Below are 25,366 nucleotides of genomic sequence, written 5' to 3'. Positions count from 1 at the left end.
CGGCGGCGGGACCCGTCAGGCTCCGATGAGCTTGGCGAACTTCTCCTCGTACGCCGTCTCTTCCTCACCGGTGAGGGAGCGGAAGGCGTGCGACTTGGCAGCCATCGCCTTGTCGGGAACGATCAGGACGTTGTCCGCGAGCTCCGGGTCGATCTTGGCCAGCTCGTCCTTGACGCCCTCGACGGGGCAGACGTAGCTGATGTACGCGGCCAGCTGGGCGGCGACCGGGGGCTCGTAGTAGTAGTCGATGAGCCGCTCGGCGTTGGCCTTGTGCCGGGCCTTCACGGGGACCAGCAGGTTGTCGCTGGAGGTGATGTAGCCGGGCGCCGGGATCGCGTACTGGATGTCCGGGTTGCCGGCCTGGAGCTGGATGACGTCGCCGGCCCAGGCGAGGCAGGCTGCGAGGTCGCCCTTGTCGAGGTCCGCGGTGTAGTCGTTGCCCGTGAAGCGGCGGATCTGCTTCTTGTCCACGCCCTTCTGGAGCCGGCCGATCGCCGCGTCGTAGTCGGCGTCGGTGAAGTTCGCCGGGTCCTTGCCCTGGTCGAGCAGGGTCATGCCGACGCTGTCGCGCATCTCCGTGAGGAAGCCGACGCGGCCCTTGAGGGAGGGGTCGTCCAGCATCTGCGTGACGGAGTCGACCTTCTTGCCGCCGGTCGCCTTGGTGTTGTAGGCGATGACGGTGTTGATGCCGGTCCACGGGTAGCTGTACGCGCGGCCCGGGTCCCAGTCGGGGCTGCGGAACTGCGGGATCAGGTTGGCGTAGGCGTGCGGGAGGTTCGAGGGGTCCAGCTTCTGGGCCCAGCCGAGCCGGATGATGCGCGAGGCCAGCCAGTCCGTGACGACGATCAGGTCGCGGCCGGTGTCCTGGCCGGCCGCGAGCTGGGGCTTGATCTTGCCGAAGAACTCGACGTTGTCGTTGATGTCCTCGGTGTACTTGACCTTGATGCCGGTCCGCTTGGTGAACTCCTCCAGCGTGGGACGGGACTTCTCGTCCTCGCTGGTGTCCATGTACTCGGTCCAGTTGGAGAAGTTGATCTCCTTCTCCTGCGCCGAGTGGTCGTCGGAGGCCGCGGCGTTGCCCTCCGCGCGCTTGGCCGGCGGGATGCCGCAGCCGGCGAGCGCGGACAGGCCGCCGAGGGTGAGCGCTCCGACTCCGGAGGCGCGCAGCACGGAGCGGCGGGTGAGGGCGCCGCGCCCGGTGGTGAGGCTGCGCCGCATCGCGGCGAGTTGCGCCGCCGAGAGGCGGTCGGGCTCGAACTGCTCCATGGGAGGTGCCCTTTCGGGATGGGTGCGGGCCGCTGGTCGGGCGGCGACTGGTTATCTGTCCCCGAAGATCGTGCGGTGCCAGTCCTTCGCGGCCACCGCGGTGTTGTCGTACATCACGTGCTTGACCTGCGTGTACTCCTCGAAGGAGTAGGTGCTCATGTCCTTTCCGAAGCCACTGGCCTTGTAGCCCCCGTGCGGCATCTCGCTGATGATCGGGATGTGGTCGTTGACCCAGACGCAGCCCGCCTGGATCTCCCGGGTGGCGCGGTTCGCCCGGTACACGTCCCGGCTCCAGGCGGAGGCGGCGAGACCGTACGGGGTGTCGTTGGCCAGCGCGATGCCCTCGTCGTCGGTGTCGAAGGGCAGGACCACGAGGACCGGCCCGAAGATCTCGGACTGGACCACCTCGCTGTCCTGGGCGGCGCCGGAGATCAGCGTGGGCCGGTAGTACGCGCCGTCCGCGAGCTCTCCGCCCGGGATCTCACCGCCGGTGACGACGGTGGCGTACGCACGGGCCCGCTCGACGAAACCGGCGACCCGGTCGCGGTGGGCGTGCGAGACCAGGGGGCCCAGGTCGGTCGACGGGTCGAAGGGGTCTCCGACGCGGACGGTCTCCATCAGCTCGGCGACCCGGGCGACGAAGGCGTCGTGCAGGGGGCGCTGGACGTAGGCACGGGTGGCGGCCGTGCAGTCCTGGCCGGTGTTGATCAGGGAGGCGGCGACGGCGCCGTTGGCGGCGGCCTCCAGGTCGGCGTCGTCGAAGACGAGGAAGGGGGCCTTGCCGCCGAGCTCCAGGTGGAGCCGCTTGACGGTGGCGGTGGCGATCTCCGCGACCCGCTTGCCGATGGCGGTGGACCCGGTGAAGGAGGTCATGACCACGTCCGGGTGGCCGACCAGGTGCTCGCCCGCGTCCCGGCCCGCGCCGGTGACGATGTTGACCACGCCGTCGGGCAGGCCCGCCTCCTTGGCCGCCTGGGCGAACATCAGGGAGGTCAGCGGGGTGAGCTCGGCGGGCTTGAGGACGATGGTGTTGCCCGCGGCGATCGCCGGAAGGATCTTCCAGGCGGCCATCTGCAGCGGATAGTTCCACGGCGCGATGGAACCCACGACCCCGATCGCCTCGCGGCGTACGTACGAGGTGTGGTCCCCGGAGTACTCGCCGGCGGCCTGCCCCTGGAGGTGGCGTGCGGCCCCCGCGAAGAAGGCGGTGTTGTCGATGGTCCCCGGCACGTCGAACTCCGTGGACAGCTTGACCGGCTTGCCGCACTGGAGGGACTCCGCGTACGCGAACTCCTCGGCCCGCTCGGCCAGCACGCCGGCCAGCCGGTGCAGCGCGTCGGAGCGCTCCCCGGGGGTGGCCCCGGACCAGCCGGGGAAGGCCCGCTTGGCGGCGGCGACGGCGGCGTCCACGTCGGCGGTGGAGGCCAGCTCGTAGGTGAGCACCTCCTCGCCCGTGGCGGGGTCGATCACGCTGTGTGACCGTCCTGAGGTGCCGGGCCGCAGCTGCCCGTCGATGTACTGCGCGCCTTCGGCGAATCGGTCCTTGACCTGGACCTTGACCTGGAAGCGGTTGCCCATCACGCTCTCACGCTCTCCGTAGCTACAGTTCGAGCTACAGCTCGAATTGAGTGCCGATCCTGGCAGAGGTACACCCCTCGGCCAAGTGATTCCGTTGTTGCCTTTTGATTACGCGACGGAATCGGTCGACCATGTGTCGAGGCGCGCCCGAAATCCCGTACGAAGTGTCCGGTGCTCCTGCGAGACTCGCATGCATGGAGAACATCGAGGAACTGATCGGGCAGGTCAGCCGGGGTGAAAGGCTGAAGTTCCTGCCGTTCTGGGGACATCGCCCGCGGCCCGACGGAACGCTCGGACCGAGCTGCCTCAGTCAGTGGTGGCCGTCCGAGTTCACCGTGGGTGACGTGCGGTACGCCACCGCCGAGCACTGGATGATGGCCGGAAAGGCGCGCCTGTTCGAAGATCCCGAAGCCGAGCGGGCGGCGCTGGAGGCGAATACTCCGGCCGAGGCGAAGAAGGCCGGGCGGCTGGTGCGCGGCTTCGACAACGCGGTGTGGGAGCGGGAGCGGTTCGCGCTGGTGGTGGAGGGCAGCGTGCACAAGTTCGGCTCCGACCCCGCGCTGACCTCGTACCTGCTCTCGACGGGGAAGCGGGTCCTGGTGGAGGCGAGCCCGATGGACCGGATCTGGGGCATAGGGCTGGCCGCCGACGACGAGCGCGCGCTGGACCCGGCGCGCTGGCGCGGCCTGAACCTGCTGGGATTCGCGCTCATGGAGGCGCGCGAGCGGCTGCGGGCGGAGCTTTAATCGCTGGCAGCCCGCCGGGGTGTACGTCTAGCGTGATCCTTGTCCAGGTGCGCAGGTGAGACTTACTTCCACTGTATGGGGCAGCCGCGGGTTCGAGTCCCGTCATCGGCTTCGGGCCGGTGTAGCTCAGTTGGTAGAGCACCACGTGGTTTCGCCGACCTCGATCTCTGGACACCTACGTTCGCACCTCCCGGTGCGCCGGCCGCGGCTACTTCTTCCACGAAACAACGCCGCGGCCACTTCTTCCTCGGGAGGCGCACGTGCGGAGTGCCCGGTGCGCAGGCAACGGTTACTTCCGGATCAACAGGTCGCGGGTTCGAATCCCGCCCGGCTCCGGCCGGTAGCTCAGTTGGATAGAGCAGTCGACATAGTCCGTCGCCGACTTCGATCTCGGGCATTCCGCACGTCACGCCTCCCCCGGTTTCCACTGAATTCGGGGGGATTCACCATGGCTCGCTTCAACCTGCTCCGCTCCAAGGCGGCGCCCGCTTCCACACCCGCCGCACCCACGTCCCCGGTCCGCTCGACCGGCCGCCGCGCCGCCAACGCACACGGCAGTGCCGGCTTCGTCCGCGATCCGCGCTCCGAGCTGTTCCTGCTCGCCGTCGCCAACTTCGTGACACAGCGGACCGCTTACGAGTCCGGCGGCGCCCGCGACGACCGCTTCGCCGCGCTCGTGCGCGGCCTCGCCGTGGAGGACCCCGAGTGGACCGCGGGCCTGCTCGGCTGGCTGCGCCAGGGCGGCAACATGCGGACGGCCTCGCTCGTCGGAGCCGCCGAGTACGTCAAGGCGCGGCTCGACGCCGGAGCGACCGGGGGACCCTCGAACCGGCAGGTCGTGAACTCCGTACTGCTGCGCGCGGACGAGCCCGGCGAGCTGCTCGGCTACTGGACCGCCACGTACGGGCGGAACGTGCCCAAGCCCGTCAAGCGCGGGATCGCCGACGCCGTGCGCCGCCTCTACTCCGGCACCTCGCTGCTGAAGTACGACACCGCCTCCCGGGGATACCGCTTCGGCGACGTCCTCAACCTCGTGCACGCCTCCCCCGACCCGGACAAGCCCTGGCAGGGCGAGCTGTTCCGGTACGCCCTCGACCGCCGGCACAACCCGGAGACCGCCGAGGTCCCGCCGGGCAACCGCACCCTGCTCGCGCACCGGGCCCTGATGGAGCTGCCGGTGGCGGAGCGCCGGGCCGTGGTCACCGCCGCGGACGGCGCCGAGCGGCTCGCCGCCGCGGGCATGACCTGGGAGGCGCTGGCCGGCTGGCTGCAGGGGCCGATGGACGCGGCCGCCTGGGAGGCGGTCATCCCGTCCATGGGAGCCATGGCGCTGCTGCGCAACCTGCGCAACTTCGACGGGGCCGGGGTGTCGGACGCGGTGGCCGAGCGGGTCGCGGCGAAGATCTCCGACCCGCAGACCGTCGCCCGGGCCCGGCAGTTCCCCTTCCGCTACCTGGCCGCCCACCAGCACGCGCCCTCGCTGCGCTGGGCGTACCCGCTGGAGCGGGCGCTGGGCCACTCCCTGGCCCACGTACCGGCACTGCCCGGGCGGACGCTGGTCCTGGTGGACCGGTCCGGGTCGATGTGGTCGCCGCTGTCGGACCGCTCGCAGCTCAACCGGGCCGACGCGGCGGCCGTCTTCGGCACGGCGCTGGCGCTGCGCGCCGAGGACGCGGACCTGGTGCAGTTCGGCTCCACCAGCAAGGCGGTCGGCTTCCGGCGGGGCGAGTCGGTGCTGAAGGTGCTCGAGCGGTTCGAGGACCTCGGCGGCACCCTCACGGCGAAGGCGGTGGCCGCGCACTACGCGGGGCACGACCGGGTGCTGATCGTCACCGACGAGCAGACCACGCACTCCTACGGCGGCGACCCCACCGCCCTGGTGCCGGACACCGTCCCCGTCTACACCTGGAACCTCGCCGGCTACCAGGTGGGCCACGCGCCCTCCGGGGCCTCGAACCGGCACACCTTCGGCGGGCTCACCGACGCGGCCTTCCGCATGGTGTCCCTGATCGAGGACGGCCGGGACGCCAGGTGGCCCTGGGAGACCGGGAAGGGGGGCGAGGCCGCCGAAAGACAGGGGGGAGGGGCGGGGGGGGGACGGGGGTTGTCCCCCCCCGGCCCTTCCGCTGTTGCCGCCGTGCGGATCAACCGCGGTGGAGGACCTGCGTGTTCTCGTACGGAGACGAGTAGTCCGAGTCGTAGTCGGAATCGGAGCCCTCGTCCCCGAGCATGACACCGAAGATCATGAGGGCGATGAACAGGCAGCTGATCACGATGCCGATCGCGCCGGTGATGATGCCGGCCAGCGCCATGCCCTCGTTGTCGGCCTCGCCGCGCTTGGCCTTGCCGCGGGCCAGTACGCCGAAGATGACGGCCGGGACACCGAAGAGCAGGCCCAGGTAGCAGCTGACCACCGCGATGATCCCAAGGACGAGCGCGGTGACGCCGAAGCCGTTGCTCATGGGCCGGTATCCCGGGTACCCGGGATATCCCGGATACCCGGGATAGGCCGGCTGGCCGCCGTACGACGGCTGCGGAACGCCCTGGTCGGCGGGGTAGCCGCCGTACGGGGCCTGCGGCGCGCCCGGCTGGGCCGGGTATCCGTACCCGGCCGGATCCGGCTGCGCCGGGTAGCCGTAGGCGGGCGTCCCGCCGGGCGCCTGCCCGGGCGCGGGCGTGCCCTGGGGTATCCCTCCGGCCCCCGGCATCCCCGTGACGGTCTGCTGGTCGTGCACCCCCGGTGCCGACGGCGCCCCCGACGCCCCCGGCCCGCCCTGCTGTTTGCCCAGATCGACCGCGGGCTGCTCCGGCGGCGCCCAGGGGTCTCGCGACTCGGGGCTCTGATCGGTCATACGGCGCCCCCCTCTCGTACGGCCATGCTAAGCGGTGCCTGCGACAAGCCCCTTCCGCGGTGCGGGTCCTGCCTACGATGAAGCCCGTTCCATCCGCACCGCGTCCTTCGGAGGCACCCTCATGACCGACCTGCACCCCTTCATCGCGGGGCTGCCCAAGGCCGAACTGCACGTCCACCACGTCGGCTCGGCCTCCCCCCGCATCGTGGCCGAACTCGCCTCCCGGCACCCCGACTCCAAGGTCCCCACGGACCCCGAGGCCATCGCCGACTACTTCACCTTCACCGACTTCGCGCACTTCATCGAGGTCTACCTCTCCGTCGTCGACCTGGTCCGCACCCCCGACGACGTCCGCACCCTCACCTTCGAGATCGCCCGCGACATGGCCCGGCAGAACATCCGGTACGCCGAGCTCACGATCACCCCGTACTCCTCCACCCGCCGCGGGATCGACGAGAAGGCCTTCATGGAGGCCATCGAGGACGCCCGCAAGGCCGCCGAGGACGAGCTCGGCGTGATCCTGCGCTGGTGCTTCGACATCCCCGGCGAAGCCGGCGAGGAAGCCGCCGCGGAGACCGCCCGCCTCGCCCTGGACCTGCGCCCCGAGGGCCTGGTCTCCTTCGGCCTGGGCGGCCCCGAGGTCGGGGTGCCGCGCCCGCAGTTCAAGCCGTACTTCGACGCCGCCCGCGCCGCCGGACTCCACAGCGTGCCGCACGCCGGCGAGACCACCGGCCCCGAGACCATCTGGGACGCGATCCGCGAGCTGGGCGCCGAGCGCATCGGCCACGGCACCAGCGCCACCCGGGACCCGGAGCTGCTCGCCTACCTCGCCGAGCACCGCATCGCGCTGGAGGTCTGCCCCACCTCCAACATCGCCACCCGCGCCGTCGCCACCCTCGACGAGCACCCCCTCAAGGAGATGGTGGCGGCCGGCGTGCTCGTCACCATCAACAGCGACGACCCGCCGATGTTCGGCTCCGACCTCAACAACGAGTACGCGGTGGCCGCGCGGCTGCTCGACCTGGACGAGCGCGGTCTCGCCCAGCTCGCGAAGAACGCCGTCGAGGCCTCCTTCCTGGACCCGGCCGGCAAGGCGAAGCTCACCGCCGAGATCGACACGTACACCTCCGCCTGGCTGGCTTCCTGACGCCCCAGCAGAATGGGTGCATGCGCACCCTGACTTCCGTAGGCCACCGCGGGGATCCCTACCGCGTCCGCGAGAACACCCTGCCCTCGATCCGCTCCGCCTTCGAGCGGGGGGCGGACGCGGTGGAGATCGACGTGCGGACGACCCGCGACGGGGTGCCCGTACTGCTCCACGACGAGGACCTCCAGCGGCTGTGGGGCCATGACGTACGGCTCGAAGACGTCACGGCCCCGCAGCTGCGGGAGCTGACGGACGGCGGGATCCCGACACTGCGCGAGGCCCTGGCGGCCGCCGGTGCGGGCCGGGTCATGGTCGATCTGCCGGGTGCGACGGCCGAGGCCGTACGGACCGTCGTCGGCCAGGTCCGCGAGTGCGGGGCCCGCGACCGTACGTACTACTGCGCGGGCCCGGCCACCATGCTGGCGGTGCGCGCGGCCGATCCGGGGGCCGAGATCGCGCTGACGTGGACCACCCTGGCTCCCCCGCGCCGGGTGCTGATCGACGCGGTGGCCCCGACCTGGCTCAACTACCGCTTCGGGCTGGTCGGCCCGGAACTGGTCGACGCCCTGCACCGGGACGGCCTGCTGGTGTCGGCCTGGACCCCGGACACGAAGCGCGCGATGCGCGCGATGGTGCGGGCCGGAGTGGACTCGATCACGACGAGCCGGGTGGACGCGCTGGGAGCCGTACGGGCCGAGCTCGGCCGGTGATGCGGGCCTGGGGGGAGCTCGGGGCGCGGGTCCGGCATGCCGGTCCGCGCAAGCAGGACCTGGGGCTGACGCTCCTGGTGCAACTGGCCGTCACGATGCCGTTCGTGGTGCCCCGGTCGGCCGACCTGCCGCCCGCGGACTGGGCCTCGTACGCGATGACCACGCTCGGCGTGCTCCCACTGATCTGGCGGCGGCGGGCCCCGGTCGCGGTGCTGACCGCGATCCTGCTGGCCGGCGGCGCGTACAAACTGACCATCGACGGACCGGGGCAGCCGCTTCCGTACGCGGGGCTGATCGCCTTCTACACGGTCGCCCTGCTGTGCACGGCCCGCGTGCGGCTGGGGGTGGGCGGGATCGCGGTCCTCACGGTCTGCCTGTCGGTCGGGTGGAACACCGCCACCGCGCGCGAACTGCTCTTCACCCTCTTCGTCTCGGGCGCTGCCTACGCGCTGGGCCGGCTCCAGCACACCCGGCAGGCGTACACGGCGGCCCTCCTGGACCGGGCCGCCCAGCTGGAGCGGGCCAACCGGATCGAGGCCGAGCAGGCGGCCGCCCGCGAACGGGCCCGGATCGCGCGGGAGATGCACGACATCCTCTCGCACGCGGTGAGCATCATGATCGTGCAGGCGGAGGCCGGTCCGGTGGCCGTGCGCAGGGCCCCCGAGCGGGCCGAGGCCGCGTTCGAGGCCATCGCGGAGACGGGCCGCGACGCGATGGCCCAACTCCGCACGATGCTGGGGGTGCTGCGCACCGACGAGGCGCCGCCGCGCTCGCCGCAGCCCGGCATCGGGGAGCTGGCGGGGCTGCTGGAGCGGGTCCGGGGCAGCGGGCCGGTGGTGACCTACGAGCGCACGGGCTCGGTGCGCGCCCTGCCGGCGGCGCTGGAGGCGACGGTGCACCGGGTGGTGCAGGAGGCGCTGACCAATGTGGTCAAGCACGCCGGGGCTTCGGCGGTGGCCGTGCGCCTGGAGTACGGGGACCGGGAGCTGACGGTGACGGTCACGGACGACGGGCGGGGTACGGGGACGGATACGAGTTCTGTCTCCGTGCCGCGGGCGCGACCGGGCGGGCACGGCCTGATCGGGATCCGGGAGCGGGCCGCCGCCCACGGGGGCACGGCCCGGACGGGTCCCGGACCGGACGGCACCGGCTTCGAGGTACGGGTGGTGCTTGTAACGTCGGGCGCGGAGGTGGGGAATTGACGATCCGTGTGGTGGTGGCCGACGACCAGGAACTGGTGCGCAGCGGCTTCGCGATGATCCTGGACGTCCAGGAGGACATCGAGGTGGTGGCGGAGGTCGGGGACGGGGCGGCGGCGGTCGCGGCGGTACGGTCCCTCGCGCCCGACGTGGCGCTGCTGGACGTACGGATGCCGGTGCTGGACGGGATCGAGGCGTGCCGGGAGATCTCGCGGACGAGCTCCTGCCGGACGGTGATGCTGACGACCTTCGACTCGGACGAGTACGTGTACGAGGCCCTGCACGCGGGGGCCAGCGGCTTCCTGCTCAAGGACGTGCGGCGGGACGACCTGGTGCACGCCGTACGGGTGGTGGCGGCGGGCGAGTCCCTGCTGGCGCCTTCGGTGGCCCGGCGGCTGATCGCGGAGTACACGGCGGCGACGGCGCGGCCGGCGGCCGGGGAGGCGCTGTCCGCGGAGCGGCTGGAGGTGCTGACGGCCCGGGAGCGGGAGACGCTGCTGCACCTGGGGCGGGGGCTGTCGAACGCGGAGCTCGCGGTGGAGCTGATGGTGAGCGAGCACACGGTCAAATCGCATGTGGGCAACGTGTTGTCGAAGCTGGGGCTGCGGGACCGGATCCAGGCGGTGATCTGCGCGTACGAGACGGGTCTGATCGCGGCCGGCGCCGGGGTCCCTGGCTCTGGGGTATCTCCCTCTGGGGAGTGAGACGGGGCGTATCTCCTCGCTCTCGGTGGTGAGTTGTCGTACCGGCAAAGACCCCTCTCGGTGGTGATCCGCAACTACCCCTGTGACCGGCAGCATTGAGGTCATCGGGGCGGAAGTCGCCCGGAGAGCCGACAGGGGGATCCACCATGAACCGAGCGACCCGCACGCTGATCGCCACCGCCCTGGTCCTGGGTGTCGCGGCCGGACCGGCCGTCGCCCAGGCCGCCCCGGCGCGGGCTTCGGCGGCCACGGCCACGCTGCAGAGTCCGACCCCGCAGGTTTCGACCCCGCAGGTTTCGACCCCGCCGAACGCCACAGCGCTGGAGCAGGCGATCGCGGGGCTCGGGGCGGGGCACGAGGACGCGACGGCCGCGCTGGTACGGGTGGGCGGCACGAGCGGCGGCTGGCAGGGGAGTTCCGGTGTCGCGGACATCCGCACCGGGCGCGAGGCGATCGGGGAGGGCCGCTTCCGGGCCGGGTCGGTGACCAAGCCGTTCACCTCGGCGGTGGTCCTCCAGCTCGCGGCCGAGGGCCGGCTGGACCTCGACGCGCCGGTCCGCCGGTACCTCCCCGGGAGCATCCCCGGGGCCTACGGCGAGGTCACCGTCCGGCAGCTGCTCAACCACACCAGCGGGATACCGGCGGCCGACGGTCCGGGCGACTCCTTCGAAGCGCAGTGGGAGCACCGCTTCGACGTGACCGATCCGCACGACCAGATCGCCGACGCGGTGGCCAAGAGCCCCGAGTTCGTCCCGGGCACGGCCCAGCACTACCTGAACATCAATTACACGGTGCTGGGCGTGCTGATCGAGAAGGTGACGGGCACGACGTACGAGAAGGCGGTCTCGGCGCGGGTGCTGCGGCCGCTGGGGCTGCGGGACACCTCGTTCCCGGGCCGTTTCCAGACCCGCATGCCGGGTCGCCACAACCACGGGTACCAGGCGGTGGCGCGGGAGGACGGTTCCACCGAGCTGCGGGACGTGACCGAGTGGAACTCCTCGGACCGGTGGGCGGCGGGCGACATCATCTCCACCACGGCCGATCTGGAGCGGTTCACCGTCGCCCTGTTCGGCGGACGCCTCGTGCCTGCGGCGCAGCTCGAGGAGATGTTCACGGTCCCCGGGGTGAAGGACTTCGTCACGGGCAAGGCCGCGACGCTGACGGCCGGGTTGGCGCGGATCGCGCTGCCCGACGGCACGGTCGCCTGGGGCAAGACGGGTGGCCGGCACGGCTACAACACGGCGATAGGCGGGACCCGCGACCTGTCGCGCACCCTCGTGTACTCGGTCAACTCGACCGATGCCAAGGGCCAGGACATGAACCCGGTGGCCCTCGGCATCGTCATGGCCGCCTTCGCCAAGTAGCGCGGACTCAGCCCCGCGCCTCGGCCAAGTCCACGGCCGGGGCCTGGGCCTGGGCCAGGTCCACGGCCGGGGCCGGGGCCGGGGCCCGACCGGGGTCCGCCGGCATGGCCTCCAGTCGCTTGATCATGCGGCGCAGCACCAGCAGGGGGATCAGCCCGAAGACGCCGAACGCCATGTCGATCAGCGACCACCAGACCGGGATCCCCCGGATCGGTCCGCAGATCAGGGCCAGCGGGATGATGCCGACGCAGGCGACCACGCCGGCCTCGACGATCCAGATGTTGCGCACGGGGTCGCGGTGGACCCCGTAGAAGAAGACCGCGATGACCAGATGGGCGAAGGCGAGCCAGTCGGTACCGTAGAGGAGGAAGGGGTACTCGGAGTCCGCGCGCTCCAGCCCGTTGCCGACGCGTCGCAACCACGCGTTTTCCACCAGGGTGTTGGCCCAGTGAAGCTCGCTCACCAGGGGGAAGGCGGTGAGTCCGCTCAGCACCAGGCAGACGAGGAACAGGGCAAGCCAGGCACGGATCCGCCGCAGGAGGGCGCTTCTCTCGCTCATGGAAGGAAGCCTACGCAGGTTTCTGAACATGTTCAGCAAAATCACTGAACATGTTCAGTTCCGCTGCGGGATCGTGATCAGGCCCCGCCCCTCAAAGACCGACGATGCCGTTCCAGCGCTTGGCGAAGGACGAGCGTTCCGCGGAAGAGATGTCGCGGGCCACCACGAGCCGCTTGCGCATGTCCTCGTCGGGGAAGATCAGCGGGTTCTCGGCGAGCGCGGCGGTCTCCTCGTCCTCGGAGGAGGCCAGCACCTCGCGGGCGGCCGGGACCGGGCAGACGTAGTTGACGTAGGCGGCGAGCAGCGCGGCCACCTCCGGGTCGTAGTAGAAGTCGATCAGGGCTTCCGCGTTGGCCTTGTGCCGGGCGAGGTTGGGGACGAGCAGGCTCTCCGCCCAGAGCTCGCCGCCCTCCTCCGGAACCACGAACTCGATGTCGGGGTTGTCGGCCTGGAGCTGGATCACGTCTCCGGAGTAGGCCTGGCAGGCCAGCACGTCGCCCTTGCCGAGATCGGAGGTGTAGTCGTTGCCGGTGAAGCGGCGGACGTGCTTCTTCTTCACCATGCTCTCCACCTGGTCGCACATCCGGTGGAAGTCGGATTCGGTCCACTTGGTCACGTCGACGCCGTTGCCCTGCATCAGCAGGGAGAAGGATTCGTCGAGGCCGGAGAAGAGGGTGACCTTGCCGGCCAGGTCCGGGTGCCACAGGTCCTCGACGGACTTGATCTCCCGGCCGAGCGCCTTGCGGTTGTAGGCGATGCCGGTGATCCCCGACTGCCAGGGGACGGTGTGCAGCCGGCCCTCGTCGAAGGCCGGGGAGCGCAGCTGCGGGTCCAGGTGCTTGGCCACGTTGGCCTGCGCCGAGCGGTCCATCTTCTGGGCCCAGCCCAGGCGGACGAAGCGGGCGGCCATCCAGTCGCTGACCACGACCAGGTCGTGACCGGTCTGCTGGCGGTTCATCAGCGACGGGCTGATCTTCCCGAAGAACTCGTCGTTGTCGTTGATCTCCTCGGTGTACCGGACCTCGATGCCGGTCTTCTCCGTGAAGGCGTCCAGCGTCGGACGCCTGCTCTCGTCCTCTTCGTCGGTGTCGATGTAGAGGGGCCAGTTGGAGAAGGAGACGCTCCGGTCGCCGGCGGAGCGGTCCTGCCCCTCCCGCCGGTCCTCTGGGACGTACGCGGCCGGGACACCACAGCCGGCGAGGCCGGCCAGCAGGCCCGCGGCACCGAGGCCGCGCAGCGCCGCGCGGCGGGAGAAGGCGAGTTCAGGCATGGGAAGAGCCTGGTGGAACGCCAAAGGGCGGGCAATAGACATGTTGTCTACTGCCCGCCCCTTCAAGGCTGTGACCTGGTCGATGCGGCGGCCGACAGGCCGCCCGCCCGGCCTCGGGTCAGCCGTCGAGCGAGGTCATGACGTGCTTGATGCGCGTGTAGTCCTCGAAGCCGTAGGCGGAGAGGTCCTTGCCGTAGCCGGACTTCTTGTATCCGCCGTGGGGCATCTCGGCGACGAGCGGGATGTGGGTGTTGATCCACACGCAGCCGAAGTCGAGGTTCTTGGACATCCGCATCGCGCGGCCGTGGTTCTTGGTCCACACGGACGAGGCGAGGGCGAACTCGACGTCGTTCGCGTACGCCAGGGCCTGGTCCTCGTCCGTGAAGGACTGGACCGTGATGACGGGGCCGAAGACCTCGTTCTGGATGATCTCGTCGTCCTGCTTGAGGCCGGAGACCACGGTCGGGGCGTAGAAGTAGCCCTTCTCGCCGACCTGGTGGCCGCCCGCCTCGACCTTGGCGTGCGCGGGGAGCCGCTCGATGAAGCCCGCGACCTGCTTGAGCTGGTTCGGGTTGTTCAGCGGGCCGTAGAGCACGTCCTCGTCGTCCGGCAGGCCGGTCTTGGTGTCGGCCGCGTTCTTGGCCAGCGCCGCGACGAACTCGTCGTGGATCGACTCGTGGACCAGTACGCGACAGGCCGCGGTGCAGTCCTGGCCGGCGTTGAAGAAGCCCGCGACGGCGATGTCCTCGGCCGCCTTGGCGATGTCGGCGTCCTCGAAGACCACGACGGGGGCCTTGCCGCCCAGCTCCAGGTGGACGCGCTTGACGTCCTTGGAGGCGCTCTCGGCGACCTGCATGCCCGCGCGCACCGAGCCGGTGATGGAGGCCATCGCCGGGGTGGAGTGCTCGACCATGGCCCGGCCGGTCTCGCGGTCGCCGCAGACGACGTTGAAGACGCCCTTGGGCAGGATCGAGCCGATGATCTCGGCCATCAGGATGGTGGAGGCCGGGGTGGTGTCCGAGGGCTTGAGGACCACGGTGTTGCCCGCGGCGATGGCCGGGGCGAACTTCCAGACGGCCATCATCATCGGGTAGTTCCACGGCGCGACCTGGGCGCAGACGCCGACCGGCTCACGGCGGACGATCGAGGTCATCCCCTCCATGTACTCGCCGGCCGAGCGGCCCTCCAGCAGGCGCGCGGCGCCCGCGAAGAAGCGGATCTGGTCCACCATCGGCGGCAGCTCCTCGCTGGCCGTGAGGCCGAGCGGCTTGCCGGTGTTCTCCGATTCGGTGGCGACCAGCTCGTCCGCGCGGGCCTCGAAGGCGTCCGCGATCTTCAGCAGGGCCTTCTGGCGCTCGGAGGGGGTCGTGTCGCGCCACGCCGGGAAGGCGGCAGCGGCAGCGGCCATGGCGGCATCGACGTCCGCCTGGCCGGAGAGGGGGGCGGTCGCGTACGCCTCGCCCGTGGCGGGGTTGACCACCTCGGTGGTCCGCCCGTCGGCGGCGTCCTTGAACTCCCCGCCGATGTAGTTGCGCAGACGACGCAGTTCGGTGGTCACTACAGCCACACTCCTGTGATCACATGTCCAATGGTTGAGACAGCTACCCAGCCTAGCCTCTCAGACGCCGTTTTCGACAGGCCCACACATCACGAACTACGGAATCAGTGAGATCTGACTCCCGAAACAACGAATTACATCGTTCTCGCCTTGCGGAACAGACGACTCCTCGTGCACAGTGAGGTCGTGGTCAGTCGAAGCGCAGATTCCAGGAACAGACAACCGTCCCCTTCGGTCGATGCTGTGTCCCTGGCGATCATCGAGCAACTGCAAGAGGACGGTCGCCGTCCCTACGCAGCGATCGGCAAGGCCGTCGGCCTGTCCGAAGCAGCGGTGCGCCAGCGAGTACAGAAGCTTCTCGACCAGGGCGTCATGCAGATCGTCGCCGTCACGGACCCGCTCACCGTGGGCCTGCGGCGCCAGGCGATGGTCGGCATCAACGTCGAGGGAGACCTCGACCCCGTGGCCGACGCACTGACCGCCATGGCCGAGTGCGAGTACGTGGTGATGACCGCGGGCTCGTTCGACCTGATGGTCGAGATCGTCTGCGAGGACGACGACCACCTGCTGGAAACGATCAACAAGAAGATCCGCGCGCTCCCCGGCGTGCGATCAACCGAAAGCTTCGTTTACCTGAAGCTGAAGAAGCAGACCTACATGTGGGGAACGCGATAGCCGTGAGCCAGGACCTCTCCAAGACCGCCTACGACCACCTGTGGATGCACTTCACCCGCATGTCGTCGTACGAGAACTCGCCCGTACCCACCATCGTGCGCGGCGAGGGCACCTACATCTTCGACGACAAGGGCAAGCGCTACCTCGACGGCCTCGCCGGCCTGTTCGTGGTCAACGCCGGTCACGGCCGCAAGGAACTTGCCGAGGTCGCCTACAAGCAGGCGCAGGAACTCGCGTTCTTCCCCATCTGGTCGTACGCGCACCCCAAGGCCGTCGAGCTCGCCGAGCGCCTCGCGCACTACGCCCCGGGCGACCTGAACAAGGTCTTCTTCACCACCGGTGGCGGCGAAGCGGTCGAGACCGCCTGGAAGCTCGCCAAGCAGTACTTCAAGCTGCAGGGCAAGCACACCAAGTACAAGGTCATCTCGCGTGCGGTCGCCTACCACGGCACCCCGCAGGGCGCCCTGTCCATCACCGGTCTGCCGGCCCTCAAGGCCCCCTTCGAGCCGCTGGTCCCCGGCGCGCACAAGGTGGTCAACACCAACATCTACCGCGCCCCGATCTACGGCGACGACCCCGAGGCCTACGGCCGCTGGTGCGCCGACCAGATCGAGCAGGAGATCCTGTTCGAGGGCGCCGACACCGTCGCCGCCGTCTTCCTGGAGCCGGTGCAGAACGCCGGTGGCTGCTTCCCGCCGCCGCCCGGCTACTTCCAGCGCGTCCGCGAGATCTGCGACGAGTACGACGTCCTGCTCGTCTCCGACGAGACGATCTGCGCGTTCGGCCGCCTCGGCACGATGTTCGCCTGTGACAAGTTCGACTACATCCCGGACATGATCACCTGTGCGAAGGGCATGACCTCGGGCTACTCCCCGATCGGTGCCTGCATCATCTCGGACCGCCTCGCCGAGCCGTTCTACAAGGGTGACAACACCTTCCTGCACGGCTACACCTTCGGCGGACACCCCGTGTCCTCCGCGGTGGCGCTCGCCAACCTCGACATCTTCGACAAGGAAGGCCTCAACCAGCACGTGCTGGACAACGAGGACGCCTTCCGCTCGACGCTGGAGAAGCTGCACGACCTGCCGATCGTCGGCGACGTCCGCGGCAACGGCTACTTCTACGGCATCGAGCTCGTCAAGGACAAGGTCACCAAGGAGTCCTTCACGGACGAGGAGACGGAGCGCGTGCTCTACGGCTTCCTCTCCAAGGCGCTCTTCGAGAACGGCCTGTACTGCCGCGCCGACGACCGTGGCGACCCGGTCATCCAGCTGGCCCCGCCGCTGACCGCCGACCAGGGCACCTTCGACGAGATCGAGGGCATCCTGCGCCGCGTGCTCACTGAGGCCTGGACCAAGCTCTAACCAGCCGGCGTCCTCCCACCGTCCCGCAGGCGGCAAACTGCCGGACCACACGGCCCGGATCCTCCGTTCGAGTGAGAACGCGGGGGTCCGGGCCGTGTGCTGTCACCATCCAAGACGTTCATCTCTTTACATCTCATTGCGGCGCCAGTGACCAAGCGGGCTCCGCTTCGTTCCCCCGGACGGAGGTGTACGCCATGGTGGCTCCACGGGACAACGCCGCGCCGGACCATGCCCGGCCGGGCAGTGCCCCGCCCCAGGACGATCTGCTCTGGGCACGGTCCCTTCACTACTCCCACAGCGGCTCGCCGGGACTCATCGGAGTCTCGATCGGCGTCCGCGCGGGAGAGATCCTCGCCGTCACCGGCCCTCGCGGCAGCGGCAAGACCACGCTGCTGCACTGCCTGTCCGGGCAGCTGCGGCCCGAGCAGGGCGAGGTCTGGTTCAACAGCGTCCCCGTGCACACCATGGGCACCCTGGCCCGCGAGCGGCTGCGCCGCGACCGCTTCGGCTGGATCGGTCCCGAGCCCCGGCTGCTGCCCGAGCTCCGGGTCTGGGAGAACGCCGCCCTGCCGCTGCTCATCGCGGGCGCACCCCACCGCACGGCCAAACGGGCCGCCTGCGAATGGCTCGACCGCCTCGACATCGGCGCCTTCGCCCGCAAGCACCCCGGCGCCCTCAACCGGGCCGAATCCCAGCGCGTCGCGCTCGCCCGCGCGCTCGCGCACCTGCCCGCCGTGGTCTTCGCCGACGAACCTACGGCGCCGCTGCACCGCGCCGAGCGCTCCCTGCTGCTGCGCACCCTCACCACGGCCGCCCGCTCCCACGGCATCACCGTGCTGCTGGCCACCCACGATGAGGAGACCGCGGCCGTCGCGGACCGGCGCTTCCCCCTGCTGGACGGTCGCCCCGCGGCCGCGGCGGCCGCGGCCGGGCTCTCCCCAACCTCCTTCCCCCAGCCCCCGGAGGACCAGGCCGCGTGCTCGCTCTCCGCCTAGCCCGCGGCTCCCGGCCGCTGGTCCAGTTGCGCCGGCTGCTCGTCGCCGCCGCCTCCGCCGGCAGCGGCTTCCTGCTGCTGTACGTGCTCGCGCAGGCCACCGCCCGGCCCGCCGGATCGTTCCCTCAGCTGCTGTGGGCCCTGGTCCCCCTCGCCGTCACCGTCCAGTTCGCGGTCGCCGTGGCCCGCACCGACCCCGCGACCCGGCCCCTGGAAGGGCTGGACGCCGCCGGGCTGGGACCCGTACGGCTCACCTTGGTCGCGACCATCTCCACCGCCGTGGCCTGCACCCTCGGCAGCGCCGTGGCCCTGGCCGTCTTCCTCCACCTGCGCGGGGACGTGACCGGGCTGCCCTTCGACGGCGCCGGGGCGCGGCTGCTCCACGGCGACCAGCCCCTGCCCGTGGCGGCCGCCCTCACCCTGCTGGCCCTGCTCCCGCTGGCCGCCTCGATCGCCACCGCCCTCACCCTGCGCCCGCACCCCCGGCCCGCGCCGCAGACCGCACTGCCCTGGGGCATCGCCCTGACCGCCTGCGGACTCGCCGCGCTGGCCTACTCCCGTCCCGGCGGGGCCGGCATGCCGACGGGCTGGGCGCTGACCGCCCTCGGGCTCGCCCTCGCCGGCCCGGGCCTGGCCTACGCCTGCGGAGCCATGGTCCAGGCCGTCCGCCCGGGCGCGCTCCGGCTGCTGGCCGGGCGGGCCCTCCAGGAGGAGGCCCCCCGTCTGGGTGCCCCCCTCGGTGTCCTGTGCGCCGTCGGGGCGGGCGCACTCAGCGCCGTGGCCCTGCGCGATCACGGCGGGCTCCAGGTCCCGCTCGGCCCGCTGACCGTGCCCGCCGCCGCCCTGGTGGCGCTGTGCGCGGCCGCGACCCTTCTCACATCAGCGGTCGAGGTGCGCCAGGCCCGGGCCGCCACCCGCGAGACCCTGACCGGGCTCGGCGCCCCGGGCAGGGTCCTCCGTACGGCCGCGACCGTACGGGCCACCGCGCTGGTGGCGGTGTGCCTTCCGCTCAGCTGGGGTGTGTCACAGCTGACGTCGCTGGCATTGACCCGCTGAGGCGGGCAGCCCTTAGGGTGGGCCGAATGGTCAACCCACACATCGAGACCGACACCGAGATCGAGACCCTCGCCGAGTTCGACCGGGTCGCGGCCCGCGGCTCGCTCAGCGGGTACCGGATCCAGTCGGTCAACCTGCTTGAGCGGACCTTCGCCCTGCTGTCGGCCGACACCTCGTCCGCCGTGTTCCTGGGCTGCGCGATGGAACCGGACGCCTCGGTCAAGGTGCGCGCGGACGGCGCCCTGGTCTTCCCGCCCGTCCCGGACCTGCCCTTCAACCCGTACCGGGGCCTGCTCTACACGGCCGAGGAGCTCTTCACCGGGCTGTCCGCCGGGTACGAGGCCACCCCGGACGCCGAGGCGTACGCCTGGTTCCAGGAGACCAAGGCGGACGGGGACATCTACTCCTCGATGCTGCGCTCCATCCACGACGACGCCATCTCCGACGCCCTCGACGAGCACCTCGCCGGCGCCCGCGTGGTCGGCGTGATGGGCGGCCACGCCATGGCCCGCGGCGGCGACGCCTACCGGGGCGCGGCCGAGCTCGGCCGGACGCTGACCCGCTCCGGGCTGACCGTGGCCACCGGCGGCGGCCCCGGCGCGATGGAGGCGGCCAACCTCGGCGCGTACCTCGCCCCGGCCCCCGACGAAGCCCTGCCCGAAGCCCTGCGGATGCTGGCCAAGGCCCCCTCCTTCACCCCGTCCGTCTCCGACTGGGCGCGCGCGGCCTTCGCCGTACGGGAACGCTGGCCGGCGGTCACGGGCGGCGACTCGGTGGGCATCCCGACCTGGTTCTACGGGCACGAGCCGCCGAACCCCTTCGCCGGGCACATCGCGAAGTACTTCGCGAACGCCACCCGGGAGGACGGACTGCTCGCCCGCTCCAACGCGGGCGTGGTGTTCCTGCCGGGCGCGGCGGGCACGGTCCAGGAGATATTCGACAACGCGACGCCCAATTACTACGCGTCCCGGGGCGAGCCCACCCCGATGGTCCTCGTCGACCGCGCCCACTGGACCGAACGGCTGCCCGCCTGGCCGCTGCTCCAGGCGCTGGCCCGGGGCCGGGCGATGGAGTCCCGGATCGCCCTGGTCGACTCGGTGACCGAGGTCCCGGCGGCCCTCGCCGCGATGAGCTGACCCGGACAACCTGACCCGGCCAGGCAACTTCTCTCCCCTTTTCCACGTCTGGAAGAGGTACGCACTACGTAAAACCTGCCAGACGTGAACGGAGCCCTCGGGTGCTCATAGGCCTGCTGACCGCTATCGCGGCGTCCATCTGTTACGGCACGGGATCCGTCCTGCAAGCCGTGGGCTCACGGCGGGCGGCCCGGATGTCGCCCGCCGCCGCCGGGGTCACCCAGCACGGCGGCCCGAACCTCAGCTCCACGGCGAAGGCCGCGATGACCTGGGAGTTCATCGTCGGCACGATCCTGGACTTCGTGGGCTTCGGCCTGGGCGCCCTGGCCGCCCGCCTCCTGCCGCTCTTCCTCTCTCAAACGGTCATCAGCGCCAACCTGGTGATCACGGCCGTGCTGAGCGTCAAGATGCTCGGCATCCGGCTGACCCGCAAGGAATGGACCTCCATCGGGGTCGTCTGCGCGGCGCTGGTCCTGCTCGCGACCGCGGCGGGCCACGAGGGCGGCCACTACGCGCCGCCCGCCACGCACTGGTGGCTGCTGGCCGTGACCGTACTGATCATCGTGGGCGGCACGGTGGCGGTACGTTTCCTCGGCAGCCGGGCCGCGATCCTGGCGGGCCTGCTGTCGGGTCTGGCCTTCGGCGCGCTGGGCGTCGGGGTCCGCATCCTGAACGGCGTGGAGCCGTTCTCGTTCCCCTCCCTCCTCTCCGACCCGGCCCTGTACGCCATCGTCCTGGCGGGGGTCGGCGGCATGTACCTGCACACCGTGGCACTCCAGATCGGCTCGGTGAACGGTGCCACGGCAGCCCTGGTGGTCGGTGAAACCGTGCTCCCCGGCGCGATCGGCGTGCTCTGGCTCGGCGACGCGTCCCGCCCCGGCATGGCCTGGCTGGCGGTCCTCGGCTTCGTCCTGGCGGTAACCGGCGCGGTGGCGGTCGCCTGGTACGGCAACCACGACGACGCACACGGCGACGTCCCCGCCCCGGAACCGGCCCCTCTTCAGCCGTCCGGCGCTTGAGGACCGGGGTCTGGGGCGGAGCCCCAGAACGGGTCAGGGCAGAGCCCTGGGAACGGTGGAAGGGCGGGTAGGGGACTTCCCCCGCGCAGCGGCAAAGGTCGCAGCGGGGACTCCGCCCCGCGCAGCGGCCCTACTCCCCCGGCAGCACGACCACCTCGGCCGGGGCAAAGGTCACCGCGACCTGGTCCCCGACCGCCGGCGCCCCCGCAAGATCGCACTCCGCCTCAAGCCCCGGCCCCACCTCGGGCCGCAGCAACAGCGCGACATGCGTCCCCCGGAAGGTCCGCGACACCACCTCGCACCCCAGCCCGCCCCCCTCGGGCACGAGCAAGACCCCCGCCGGCCGGATCAGCACCTGGCAGTCCCCCTCCACCGTCCCCGCCGGAACGGCGACCTTCCCCCACGGAGTGGAGGCGACCCCGCCCGACACCACCGCCGGGACGACGTTCTCGAAGCCCAGGAACCGCGCCACGAACTCCGACGCCGGCCGCTGCCACACCTCCAGCGGGGTCCCCGCCTGCGCGATCCGCCCGTCCCGCATGACGACCACCCGGTCGGCCAGCGCGAACGCCTCGCCCTGGTCGTGCGTGACGGCCAGCACCGTCGTGCCCAGCCGCGAGAACAGCCCCTGCAACTCCACCACCAGCCGCTCCCGCAGCCCGCGGTCCAGTTGCCCGAGCGGCTCGTCGAGCATCAGCAGCCGCGGCGAAGGCGCCAGCGCCCGCGCCAACGCGACCCGCTGCTGCTCGCCGCCGGACAGCGAGGCCACCGCCCGGCCCTGCGCCCCGGGGAGCCCGACCAGCTCCAGCAGCTCGGTGACCCGGGCCTCGGAGGACTGCTTCGAAGCACCCCGCATCCGCAGCCCGAAGGCGACGTTCCCGCCCACGTCCCGGTGCGGGAACAGCTGGTGGTCCTGGAACATCAGGCCCACCCCCCGCCGGTGTACGGGCACTGCGGCCTGGTCGGCGCCGCCCAGGAGCACCCTGCCGTCGGCGACGGGCTGGAGCCCGGCCACCACCCGCAGCAGGGTGGACTTGCCGCTCCCGCTCGGGCCCAGCACGCACACGATCTCGTGCTCGGCGACCGCCAGGTCCACGGCGTCCACGACCGCGCGCTCACCGAAGCGGACCGACACCCCTTCCAGTTGAAGCAGGGTCATCAGAACTCTCCGGAGGTCTTGTCGGGTCGCAGCCGCTCCAGCAGGAGCAGGGACACCGCGCACGTCAGCATCAGGATCGTGCTCAGGGCCATCGCCTGCCCGTAGTTCATCTCCCCGGCCCGCCCCAACAGCCGCGCGACGGCGACCGGCAGCGTCGGATGGTCGGGCCGCGCGATGAAGACGGTCGCCCCGAACTCCCCGAGGGACACGGCGAAGGCGAAGCCCGCCGCGATCAGCAGGGCCCGCCGCACCATCGGCAGGTCCACCTCCCGCCAGGCCCGCAGCGGTGAGGCGCCGAGCACGGCGGCGGCCTCCCGCAGCCGCCCGTCGACCGCGCGCAGCACCGGCAGCATGGTCCGTACGACGAAGGGAACGCCCACCAGCGCCTGCGCCAGCGGCACCAGGATCCACGAGGTCCGCAGGTCCAGCGGGGGTTCGTCGAGGGTGATGAGGAAGCCGAAGCCGACGGTCACGGCCGACACCCCGAGCGGGAGCATCAGCAGCGCGTCGAAGCCCCGTACGAAGCGGCCGGCGCGCCGGGTCAGCGCCGCGGCCGCGAGCCCGCCGACGAGGAGCGCGATGGCGGTGGCGGCGAGCGCGTACTGCAGGGAGTTCCAGATCGCCTCGATCGGCGGCACCAGGAACGTTCCGCCGCCGGCGCCCACCTCCTGGAGCGCCCGGTAGAAGCCGAAGCCGTAGCCGCCCGGGGCGTCGAGGGAGCGTTCCACGAGCACGCCGAGCGGGAGCACGATCAGCAGCGCCACCGTCAGCAGCACCCCGCCGAGCAGGGCCCGCTGGGCCCAGCCGCGCGGCCGGTGCGTCGTCCTGCCCGGGTCGACGAGCCGCAGTGCGGTCTCCCGCTTGCGGACGGTCCAGGCGTGCACGCCGAGGATCGCCGCGATGGCCGCGAACTGCACCATCGTCAGCACGGCGGCCGTCGGCAGGTCCAGGAGCTGCGCGGTCTGCCGGTAGACCTCCACTTCCAGGGTGGAGTACGCGGGCCCGCCGAGGATCTGTACGACGCCGAAGGAGGAGAACGTGAACAGGAACACCATCAGCGAGGCGGCAGCCACCGCCGGCACCAGAGCGGGCAGCGTCACGCGCCGCCAGGCGGCGAACCGCCCGGCGCCCAGCACCCGGGCGGCCTCCTCCTGGCGCGGATCGAGCTGCGCCCACAGTCCGCCGACCGTGCGGATGACCACGGCGTAGTTGAAGAAGACGTGCGCGAGCAGGATCGCCCAGACGGTCGTGTCGAGGCGGATCCCCCACACCTCGTCCAGCAGACCGTTGCGCCCCACCAGCGCGAGGAAGGCGGCGGCGACCACGACCGTCGGCAGCACGAACGGCACCGTCACGAGCGCCCGCAGCAGTTGCTTGCCGGGGAACTCGAAGCGCGCGAAGACGTACGCGCCGGGGAGTGCGATCAGGAGCGTGAGCGCCGTGGACGCGAGCGCCTGCCAGGTGGTGAACCAGAGCACGTCGCCGATGTCGGGCCGGGCCAGCACCTCGCCGATCCGGCCGAACTGCCAGCCTGCGTCGGTCTTGAGCCCGCGCCCGACGATCGCGGCCACGGGGTACGCGAAGAACAGCCCGAAGAAGACGAGCGGCACGGCCATCAGACCCAGCCTGACGGCCGTGGCCCGCCCGCTCTCCTTCGGTACGGAACTCAACGGTCCTACTTCACGACGAGCGCGGTCCACGCCGTGACCCACTGGTCGCGGTTCTTGGCGATGGCCTCCGGGGCGACCGTCTCGGGCTTCGCGATGACGACGCCGTGCTTGGTGAACAGCTCCGGCAGCGCCGCGTCCTTGGTCACCGGGTTCACGAACATCTGGAGCGGCATGTCCTCCTGGAACTTCTTGGAGATCAGGAAGTCCAGGAGCGCCTTGCCGCCCTCCTCGTTCTTCGCGCCCTTGAGCAGACCCGCGAACTCGATCTGGCGGAAGCAGGTGCCCGTCGCGACGCCCGTGGGGGCCTCGGCCGGCTGCGGCTCGCCGTAGAGCACCTCGACCGGCGGGCTGGAGGCGTAGGAGACGACCAGCGGGCGGTCGCCCTTGGCCTTCTTGCCGCCCGCCGAGCCGGAGAAGCGCTCGTTGTAGGCCTGCTCCCAGCCGTCGACGACCTCGACGCCGTTGGCCTTGAGCTTGCTCCAGTAGTCCTTCCAGCCCTCGTCGCCGTACTTGCCGACGGAGGCGAGGAGGAAGCCGAGGCCAGGCGAGGAGGTCGCGGCGTTCTCGGTGACCAGCAGGTTCTTGTACTCCGGCTTGATCAGGTCGTCCAGCGTCTGCGGCGGGGCGAGCTTCTTGTCGGCGAAGTAGGCCTTGTCGTAGTTCACGCAGATGTCGCCGGAGTCGACGGGGGTGACCCGGTGCTCCTTGTCGAGCACGAACTCGGGCTTCACGCCTGCCAGCCCCTTGGCCTCGTACGGCGTGAAGATGCCGTGGTCGAGGGCCCGGGAGAGGAGCGTGTTGTCCACGCCGAAGAAGACGTCGCCGCGCGGGGAGCCCTTGGTGAGGATCTCCTGGTTCAGGGCGGCGCCCGCGTCACCCGACTTCAGGACCTTGACGGTGTAGCCGCTCTGCGCCTCGAACTCCTTGAGGACCGTGTCGGTCACGTTGAAGGAGTCGTGCGAGACGAGGGTGATCGTCTTGGAGGTGCTGGACTTGGACGCCGGAGCGTCGCTCGCTCCGGCGGACTTGTCCTTGGCGTCGCCGCCGCCGCAGGCGCTGAGCGTGGTGACGCCGAGCGCGGCCACGAGCGCGATGCCCGCCATCTTCTTGGTGGTGCTCATTGGTGCATTCCTCCTGGGATGTCCAGGAGAAGACGCGGCCCTGCCCGGCGCTCTGTGGAGCGGACGCCGGGCAGGGCGCAACAGCTTGAGTGATGACCGAACTTCCTACCCCGAATGACCGGGGCGAGGTTCAGAGGGTCTGCGGTGACGGTTACCGCACTCTCAGCGCTGTGGCGCTCCCCTGTCGGAATATGAAATTGGTTTCGGCCACAGGGTACC

The 25,366-nt window shown here is 71.1% G+C and carries 21 protein-coding genes, 1 pseudogene and 1 riboswitch; of the genes and pseudogenes, 13 read left to right on the top strand and 9 right to left on the bottom strand.

Translation table 11 applies throughout. The annotated features are described in order from the left end of the window. Positions 1-15: 15 nt before the first annotated feature. A complete protein-coding gene (locus ACFWBW_RS10960; protein ID WP_385370463.1) occupies positions 16-1,266 on the bottom strand; it encodes a spermidine/putrescine ABC transporter substrate-binding protein in 1,251 nt (416 codons plus the stop codon). Positions 1,267-1,317: 51 nt separating this feature from the next. Next, positions 1,318-2,844, bottom strand: a complete 1,527-nt coding sequence (locus tag ACFWBW_RS10955) for a gamma-aminobutyraldehyde dehydrogenase (protein ID WP_385370550.1) — start codon at positions 2,842-2,844, stop codon at positions 1,318-1,320. A 194-nt stretch (positions 2,845-3,038) separates the two neighbouring features. On the opposite strand from ACFWBW_RS10955, the gene ACFWBW_RS10950 reads away from it, so the two are divergent. Together ACFWBW_RS10950 and ACFWBW_RS10945 are read left to right on the top strand one after the other, a co-directional pair. Continuing rightward, a complete protein-coding gene (locus tag ACFWBW_RS10950) occupies positions 3,039-3,590 on the top strand; it encodes an NADAR family protein (RefSeq protein WP_385370461.1) in 552 nt (183 codons plus the stop codon). A 448-nt stretch (positions 3,591-4,038) separates the two neighbouring features. Then, a pseudogene (locus tag ACFWBW_RS10945) lies at positions 4,039-5,631 on the top strand (TROVE domain-containing protein); the annotation flags it as partial. Positions 5,632-5,734: 103 nt separating this feature from the next. Here ACFWBW_RS10945 and ACFWBW_RS10940 read toward each other — a convergent pair. Next, positions 5,735-6,442 carry a DUF4190 domain-containing protein gene (locus ACFWBW_RS10940; RefSeq protein ID WP_385370459.1) on the bottom strand — a complete coding sequence of 236 codons (708 nt, stop codon included), beginning with the start codon at positions 6,440-6,442 and terminating at the stop codon, positions 5,735-5,737. Positions 6,443-6,563: 121 nt separating this feature from the next. Between ACFWBW_RS10940 and ACFWBW_RS10935 the strand changes: the two genes are divergently transcribed. From ACFWBW_RS10935 to ACFWBW_RS10915, 5 genes are all read left to right on the top strand, one after another. Beyond that, a complete protein-coding gene (locus ACFWBW_RS10935; protein ID WP_385370458.1) occupies positions 6,564-7,589 on the top strand; it encodes an adenosine deaminase in 1,026 nt (341 codons plus the stop codon). A 20-nt stretch (positions 7,590-7,609) separates the two neighbouring features. Beyond that, the gene (locus ACFWBW_RS10930; protein WP_385370456.1) at positions 7,610-8,299 is read left to right on the top strand and encodes a glycerophosphodiester phosphodiesterase; all 690 of its coding nucleotides are present in this window, start codon (positions 7,610-7,612) and stop codon (positions 8,297-8,299) included. Further along, positions 8,299-9,501: a sensor histidine kinase gene (locus ACFWBW_RS10925; protein ID WP_385370548.1), complete on the top strand. Its 1,203-nt coding sequence runs from the start codon at positions 8,299-8,301 to the stop codon at positions 9,499-9,501. Before ACFWBW_RS10930 ends, ACFWBW_RS10925 begins: the two co-directional genes overlap by 1 nt. Further along, positions 9,498-10,202 (top strand): response regulator, encoded by a 705-nt coding sequence (locus tag ACFWBW_RS10920; RefSeq protein ID WP_385370455.1) that lies wholly within the window; start codon positions 9,498-9,500, stop codon positions 10,200-10,202. Before ACFWBW_RS10925 ends, ACFWBW_RS10920 begins: the two co-directional genes overlap by 4 nt. A 146-nt stretch (positions 10,203-10,348) precedes the next feature. Next, positions 10,349-11,566, top strand: coding sequence for a serine hydrolase domain-containing protein (locus ACFWBW_RS10915; protein ID WP_385370453.1), 1,218 nt, complete (start codon positions 10,349-10,351; stop codon positions 11,564-11,566). 7 nt (positions 11,567-11,573) lie between these two features. On the opposite strand, the gene ACFWBW_RS10910 is transcribed toward ACFWBW_RS10915, so the two are convergent. From ACFWBW_RS10910 to ACFWBW_RS10900, 3 genes are all read right to left on the bottom strand, one after another. Beyond that, positions 11,574-12,125, bottom strand: a complete 552-nt coding sequence (locus tag ACFWBW_RS10910; protein ID WP_385370451.1) for a hypothetical protein — start codon at positions 12,123-12,125, stop codon at positions 11,574-11,576. Positions 12,126-12,216: 91 nt separating this feature from the next. Further along, positions 12,217-13,395, bottom strand: a complete 1,179-nt coding sequence (locus ACFWBW_RS10905; RefSeq protein WP_385370449.1) for a spermidine/putrescine ABC transporter substrate-binding protein — start codon at positions 13,393-13,395, stop codon at positions 12,217-12,219. A gap of 118 nt (positions 13,396-13,513) precedes the next feature. Beyond that, positions 13,514-14,953, bottom strand: a complete 1,440-nt coding sequence (locus ACFWBW_RS10900) for a gamma-aminobutyraldehyde dehydrogenase (RefSeq protein WP_385370447.1) — start codon at positions 14,951-14,953, stop codon at positions 13,514-13,516. Between the two features lie 171 nt (positions 14,954-15,124). Between ACFWBW_RS10900 and ACFWBW_RS10895 the strand changes: the two genes are divergently transcribed. The 6 genes from ACFWBW_RS10895 to ACFWBW_RS10870 all read left to right on the top strand — a co-directional run bounded on the left by ACFWBW_RS10895 (position 15,125) and on the right by ACFWBW_RS10870 (position 21,197). Further along, positions 15,125-15,628 (top strand): Lrp/AsnC family transcriptional regulator, encoded by a 504-nt coding sequence (locus tag ACFWBW_RS10895; RefSeq protein WP_073910973.1) that lies wholly within the window; start codon positions 15,125-15,127, stop codon positions 15,626-15,628. Continuing rightward, on the top strand, positions 15,613-16,992 hold the full coding sequence (locus ACFWBW_RS10890) for an aspartate aminotransferase family protein (protein ID WP_250743863.1): 1,380 nt from the start codon (positions 15,613-15,615) through the stop codon (positions 16,990-16,992). The genes ACFWBW_RS10895 and ACFWBW_RS10890 overlap by 16 nt, the downstream gene beginning before the upstream one ends. A gap of 194 nt (positions 16,993-17,186) precedes the next feature. Continuing rightward, a complete protein-coding gene (locus ACFWBW_RS10885) occupies positions 17,187-17,987 on the top strand; it encodes an ABC transporter ATP-binding protein (RefSeq protein WP_385370445.1) in 801 nt (266 codons plus the stop codon). Next, positions 17,969-19,042 carry a hypothetical protein gene (locus ACFWBW_RS10880; RefSeq protein ID WP_385370443.1) on the top strand — a complete coding sequence of 358 codons (1,074 nt, stop codon included), beginning with the start codon at positions 17,969-17,971 and terminating at the stop codon, positions 19,040-19,042. The genes ACFWBW_RS10885 and ACFWBW_RS10880 overlap by 19 nt, the downstream gene beginning before the upstream one ends. 26 nt (positions 19,043-19,068) lie before the next feature. Further along, positions 19,069-20,178 (top strand): LOG family protein, encoded by a 1,110-nt coding sequence (locus ACFWBW_RS10875; RefSeq protein ID WP_385370441.1) that lies wholly within the window; start codon positions 19,069-19,071, stop codon positions 20,176-20,178. Positions 20,179-20,279: 101 nt separating this feature from the next. After that, the gene (locus tag ACFWBW_RS10870; protein ID WP_385370439.1) at positions 20,280-21,197 is read left to right on the top strand and encodes a hypothetical protein; all 918 of its coding nucleotides are present in this window, start codon (positions 20,280-20,282) and stop codon (positions 21,195-21,197) included. A gap of 130 nt (positions 21,198-21,327) precedes the next feature. Here ACFWBW_RS10870 and ACFWBW_RS10865 read toward each other — a convergent pair whose 3' ends face one another. Genes ACFWBW_RS10865 through ACFWBW_RS10855 form a run of 3 tightly spaced genes read right to left on the bottom strand, consistent with a single transcriptional unit; the run spans position 21,328 to position 25,147 of the window. Beyond that, complete coding sequence (locus tag ACFWBW_RS10865) at positions 21,328-22,356, bottom strand: ABC transporter ATP-binding protein (RefSeq protein ID WP_385370437.1); 1,029 nt, start codon at positions 22,354-22,356, stop codon at positions 21,328-21,330. Then, positions 22,356-23,972, bottom strand: a complete 1,617-nt coding sequence (locus ACFWBW_RS10860) for an ABC transporter permease (RefSeq protein WP_385370546.1) — start codon at positions 23,970-23,972, stop codon at positions 22,356-22,358. The genes ACFWBW_RS10865 and ACFWBW_RS10860 overlap by 1 nt, the downstream gene beginning before the upstream one ends. Before the next feature lie 59 nt (positions 23,973-24,031). Beyond that, positions 24,032-25,147, bottom strand: a complete 1,116-nt coding sequence (locus tag ACFWBW_RS10855; RefSeq protein ID WP_385370435.1) for a thiamine ABC transporter substrate binding subunit — start codon at positions 25,145-25,147, stop codon at positions 24,032-24,034. A gap of 84 nt (positions 25,148-25,231) precedes the next feature. After that, positions 25,232-25,340, bottom strand: a riboswitch (TPP riboswitch). Between the last annotated feature and the right edge of the window lie 26 nt (positions 25,341-25,366).

The organism is Streptomyces sp. NPDC059957 (assembly GCF_042730015.1).
Classification (GTDB): Bacteria; Actinomycetota; Actinomycetes; order Streptomycetales; family Streptomycetaceae; genus Streptomyces.
The sequence above is the reverse complement of the archived record's forward strand: the minus strand, read 5'-3'. Positions and strand labels throughout refer to the sequence as shown.

What these genes read in the sequence shown, in the direction of transcription:
- ACFWBW_RS10910 (WP_385370451.1), bottom strand. Translation starts at nt 12,125, where the DNA reads ATGAGCGAGAGAAGCGCCCTCCTGCGGCGGATCCGTGCCTGGCTTGCC.
- ACFWBW_RS10950 (WP_385370461.1), top strand. Translation starts at nt 3,039, where the DNA reads ATGGAGAACATCGAGGAACTGATCGGGCAGGTCAGCCGGGGTGAAAGG.
- ACFWBW_RS10865 (WP_385370437.1), bottom strand. Translation starts at nt 22,356, where the DNA reads ATGACCCTGCTTCAACTGGAAGGGGTGTCGGTCCGCTTCGGTGAGCGC.
- ACFWBW_RS10855 (WP_385370435.1), bottom strand. Translation starts at nt 25,147, where the DNA reads ATGAGCACCACCAAGAAGATGGCGGGCATCGCGCTCGTGGCCGCGCTC.
- ACFWBW_RS10905 (WP_385370449.1), bottom strand. Translation starts at nt 13,395, where the DNA reads ATGCCTGAACTCGCCTTCTCCCGCCGCGCGGCGCTGCGCGGCCTCGGT.
- ACFWBW_RS10860 (WP_385370546.1), bottom strand. Translation starts at nt 23,972, where the DNA reads ATGGCCGTGCCGCTCGTCTTCTTCGGGCTGTTCTTCGCGTACCCCGTG.
- ACFWBW_RS10935 (WP_385370458.1), top strand. Translation starts at nt 6,564, where the DNA reads ATGACCGACCTGCACCCCTTCATCGCGGGGCTGCCCAAGGCCGAACTG.
- ACFWBW_RS10960 (WP_385370463.1), bottom strand. Translation starts at nt 1,266, where the DNA reads ATGGAGCAGTTCGAGCCCGACCGCCTCTCGGCGGCGCAACTCGCCGCG.
- ACFWBW_RS10875 (WP_385370441.1), top strand. Translation starts at nt 19,069, where the DNA reads ATGGTCAACCCACACATCGAGACCGACACCGAGATCGAGACCCTCGCC.
- ACFWBW_RS10925 (WP_385370548.1), top strand. Translation starts at nt 8,299, where the DNA reads ATGCGGGCCTGGGGGGAGCTCGGGGCGCGGGTCCGGCATGCCGGTCCG.
- ACFWBW_RS10930 (WP_385370456.1), top strand. Translation starts at nt 7,610, where the DNA reads ATGCGCACCCTGACTTCCGTAGGCCACCGCGGGGATCCCTACCGCGTC.
- ACFWBW_RS10915 (WP_385370453.1), top strand. Translation starts at nt 10,349, where the DNA reads ATGAACCGAGCGACCCGCACGCTGATCGCCACCGCCCTGGTCCTGGGT.
- ACFWBW_RS10885 (WP_385370445.1), top strand. Translation starts at nt 17,187, where the DNA reads ATGGTGGCTCCACGGGACAACGCCGCGCCGGACCATGCCCGGCCGGGC.
- ACFWBW_RS10955 (WP_385370550.1), bottom strand. Translation starts at nt 2,844, where the DNA reads ATGGGCAACCGCTTCCAGGTCAAGGTCCAGGTCAAGGACCGATTCGCC.
- ACFWBW_RS10940 (WP_385370459.1), bottom strand. Translation starts at nt 6,442, where the DNA reads ATGACCGATCAGAGCCCCGAGTCGCGAGACCCCTGGGCGCCGCCGGAG.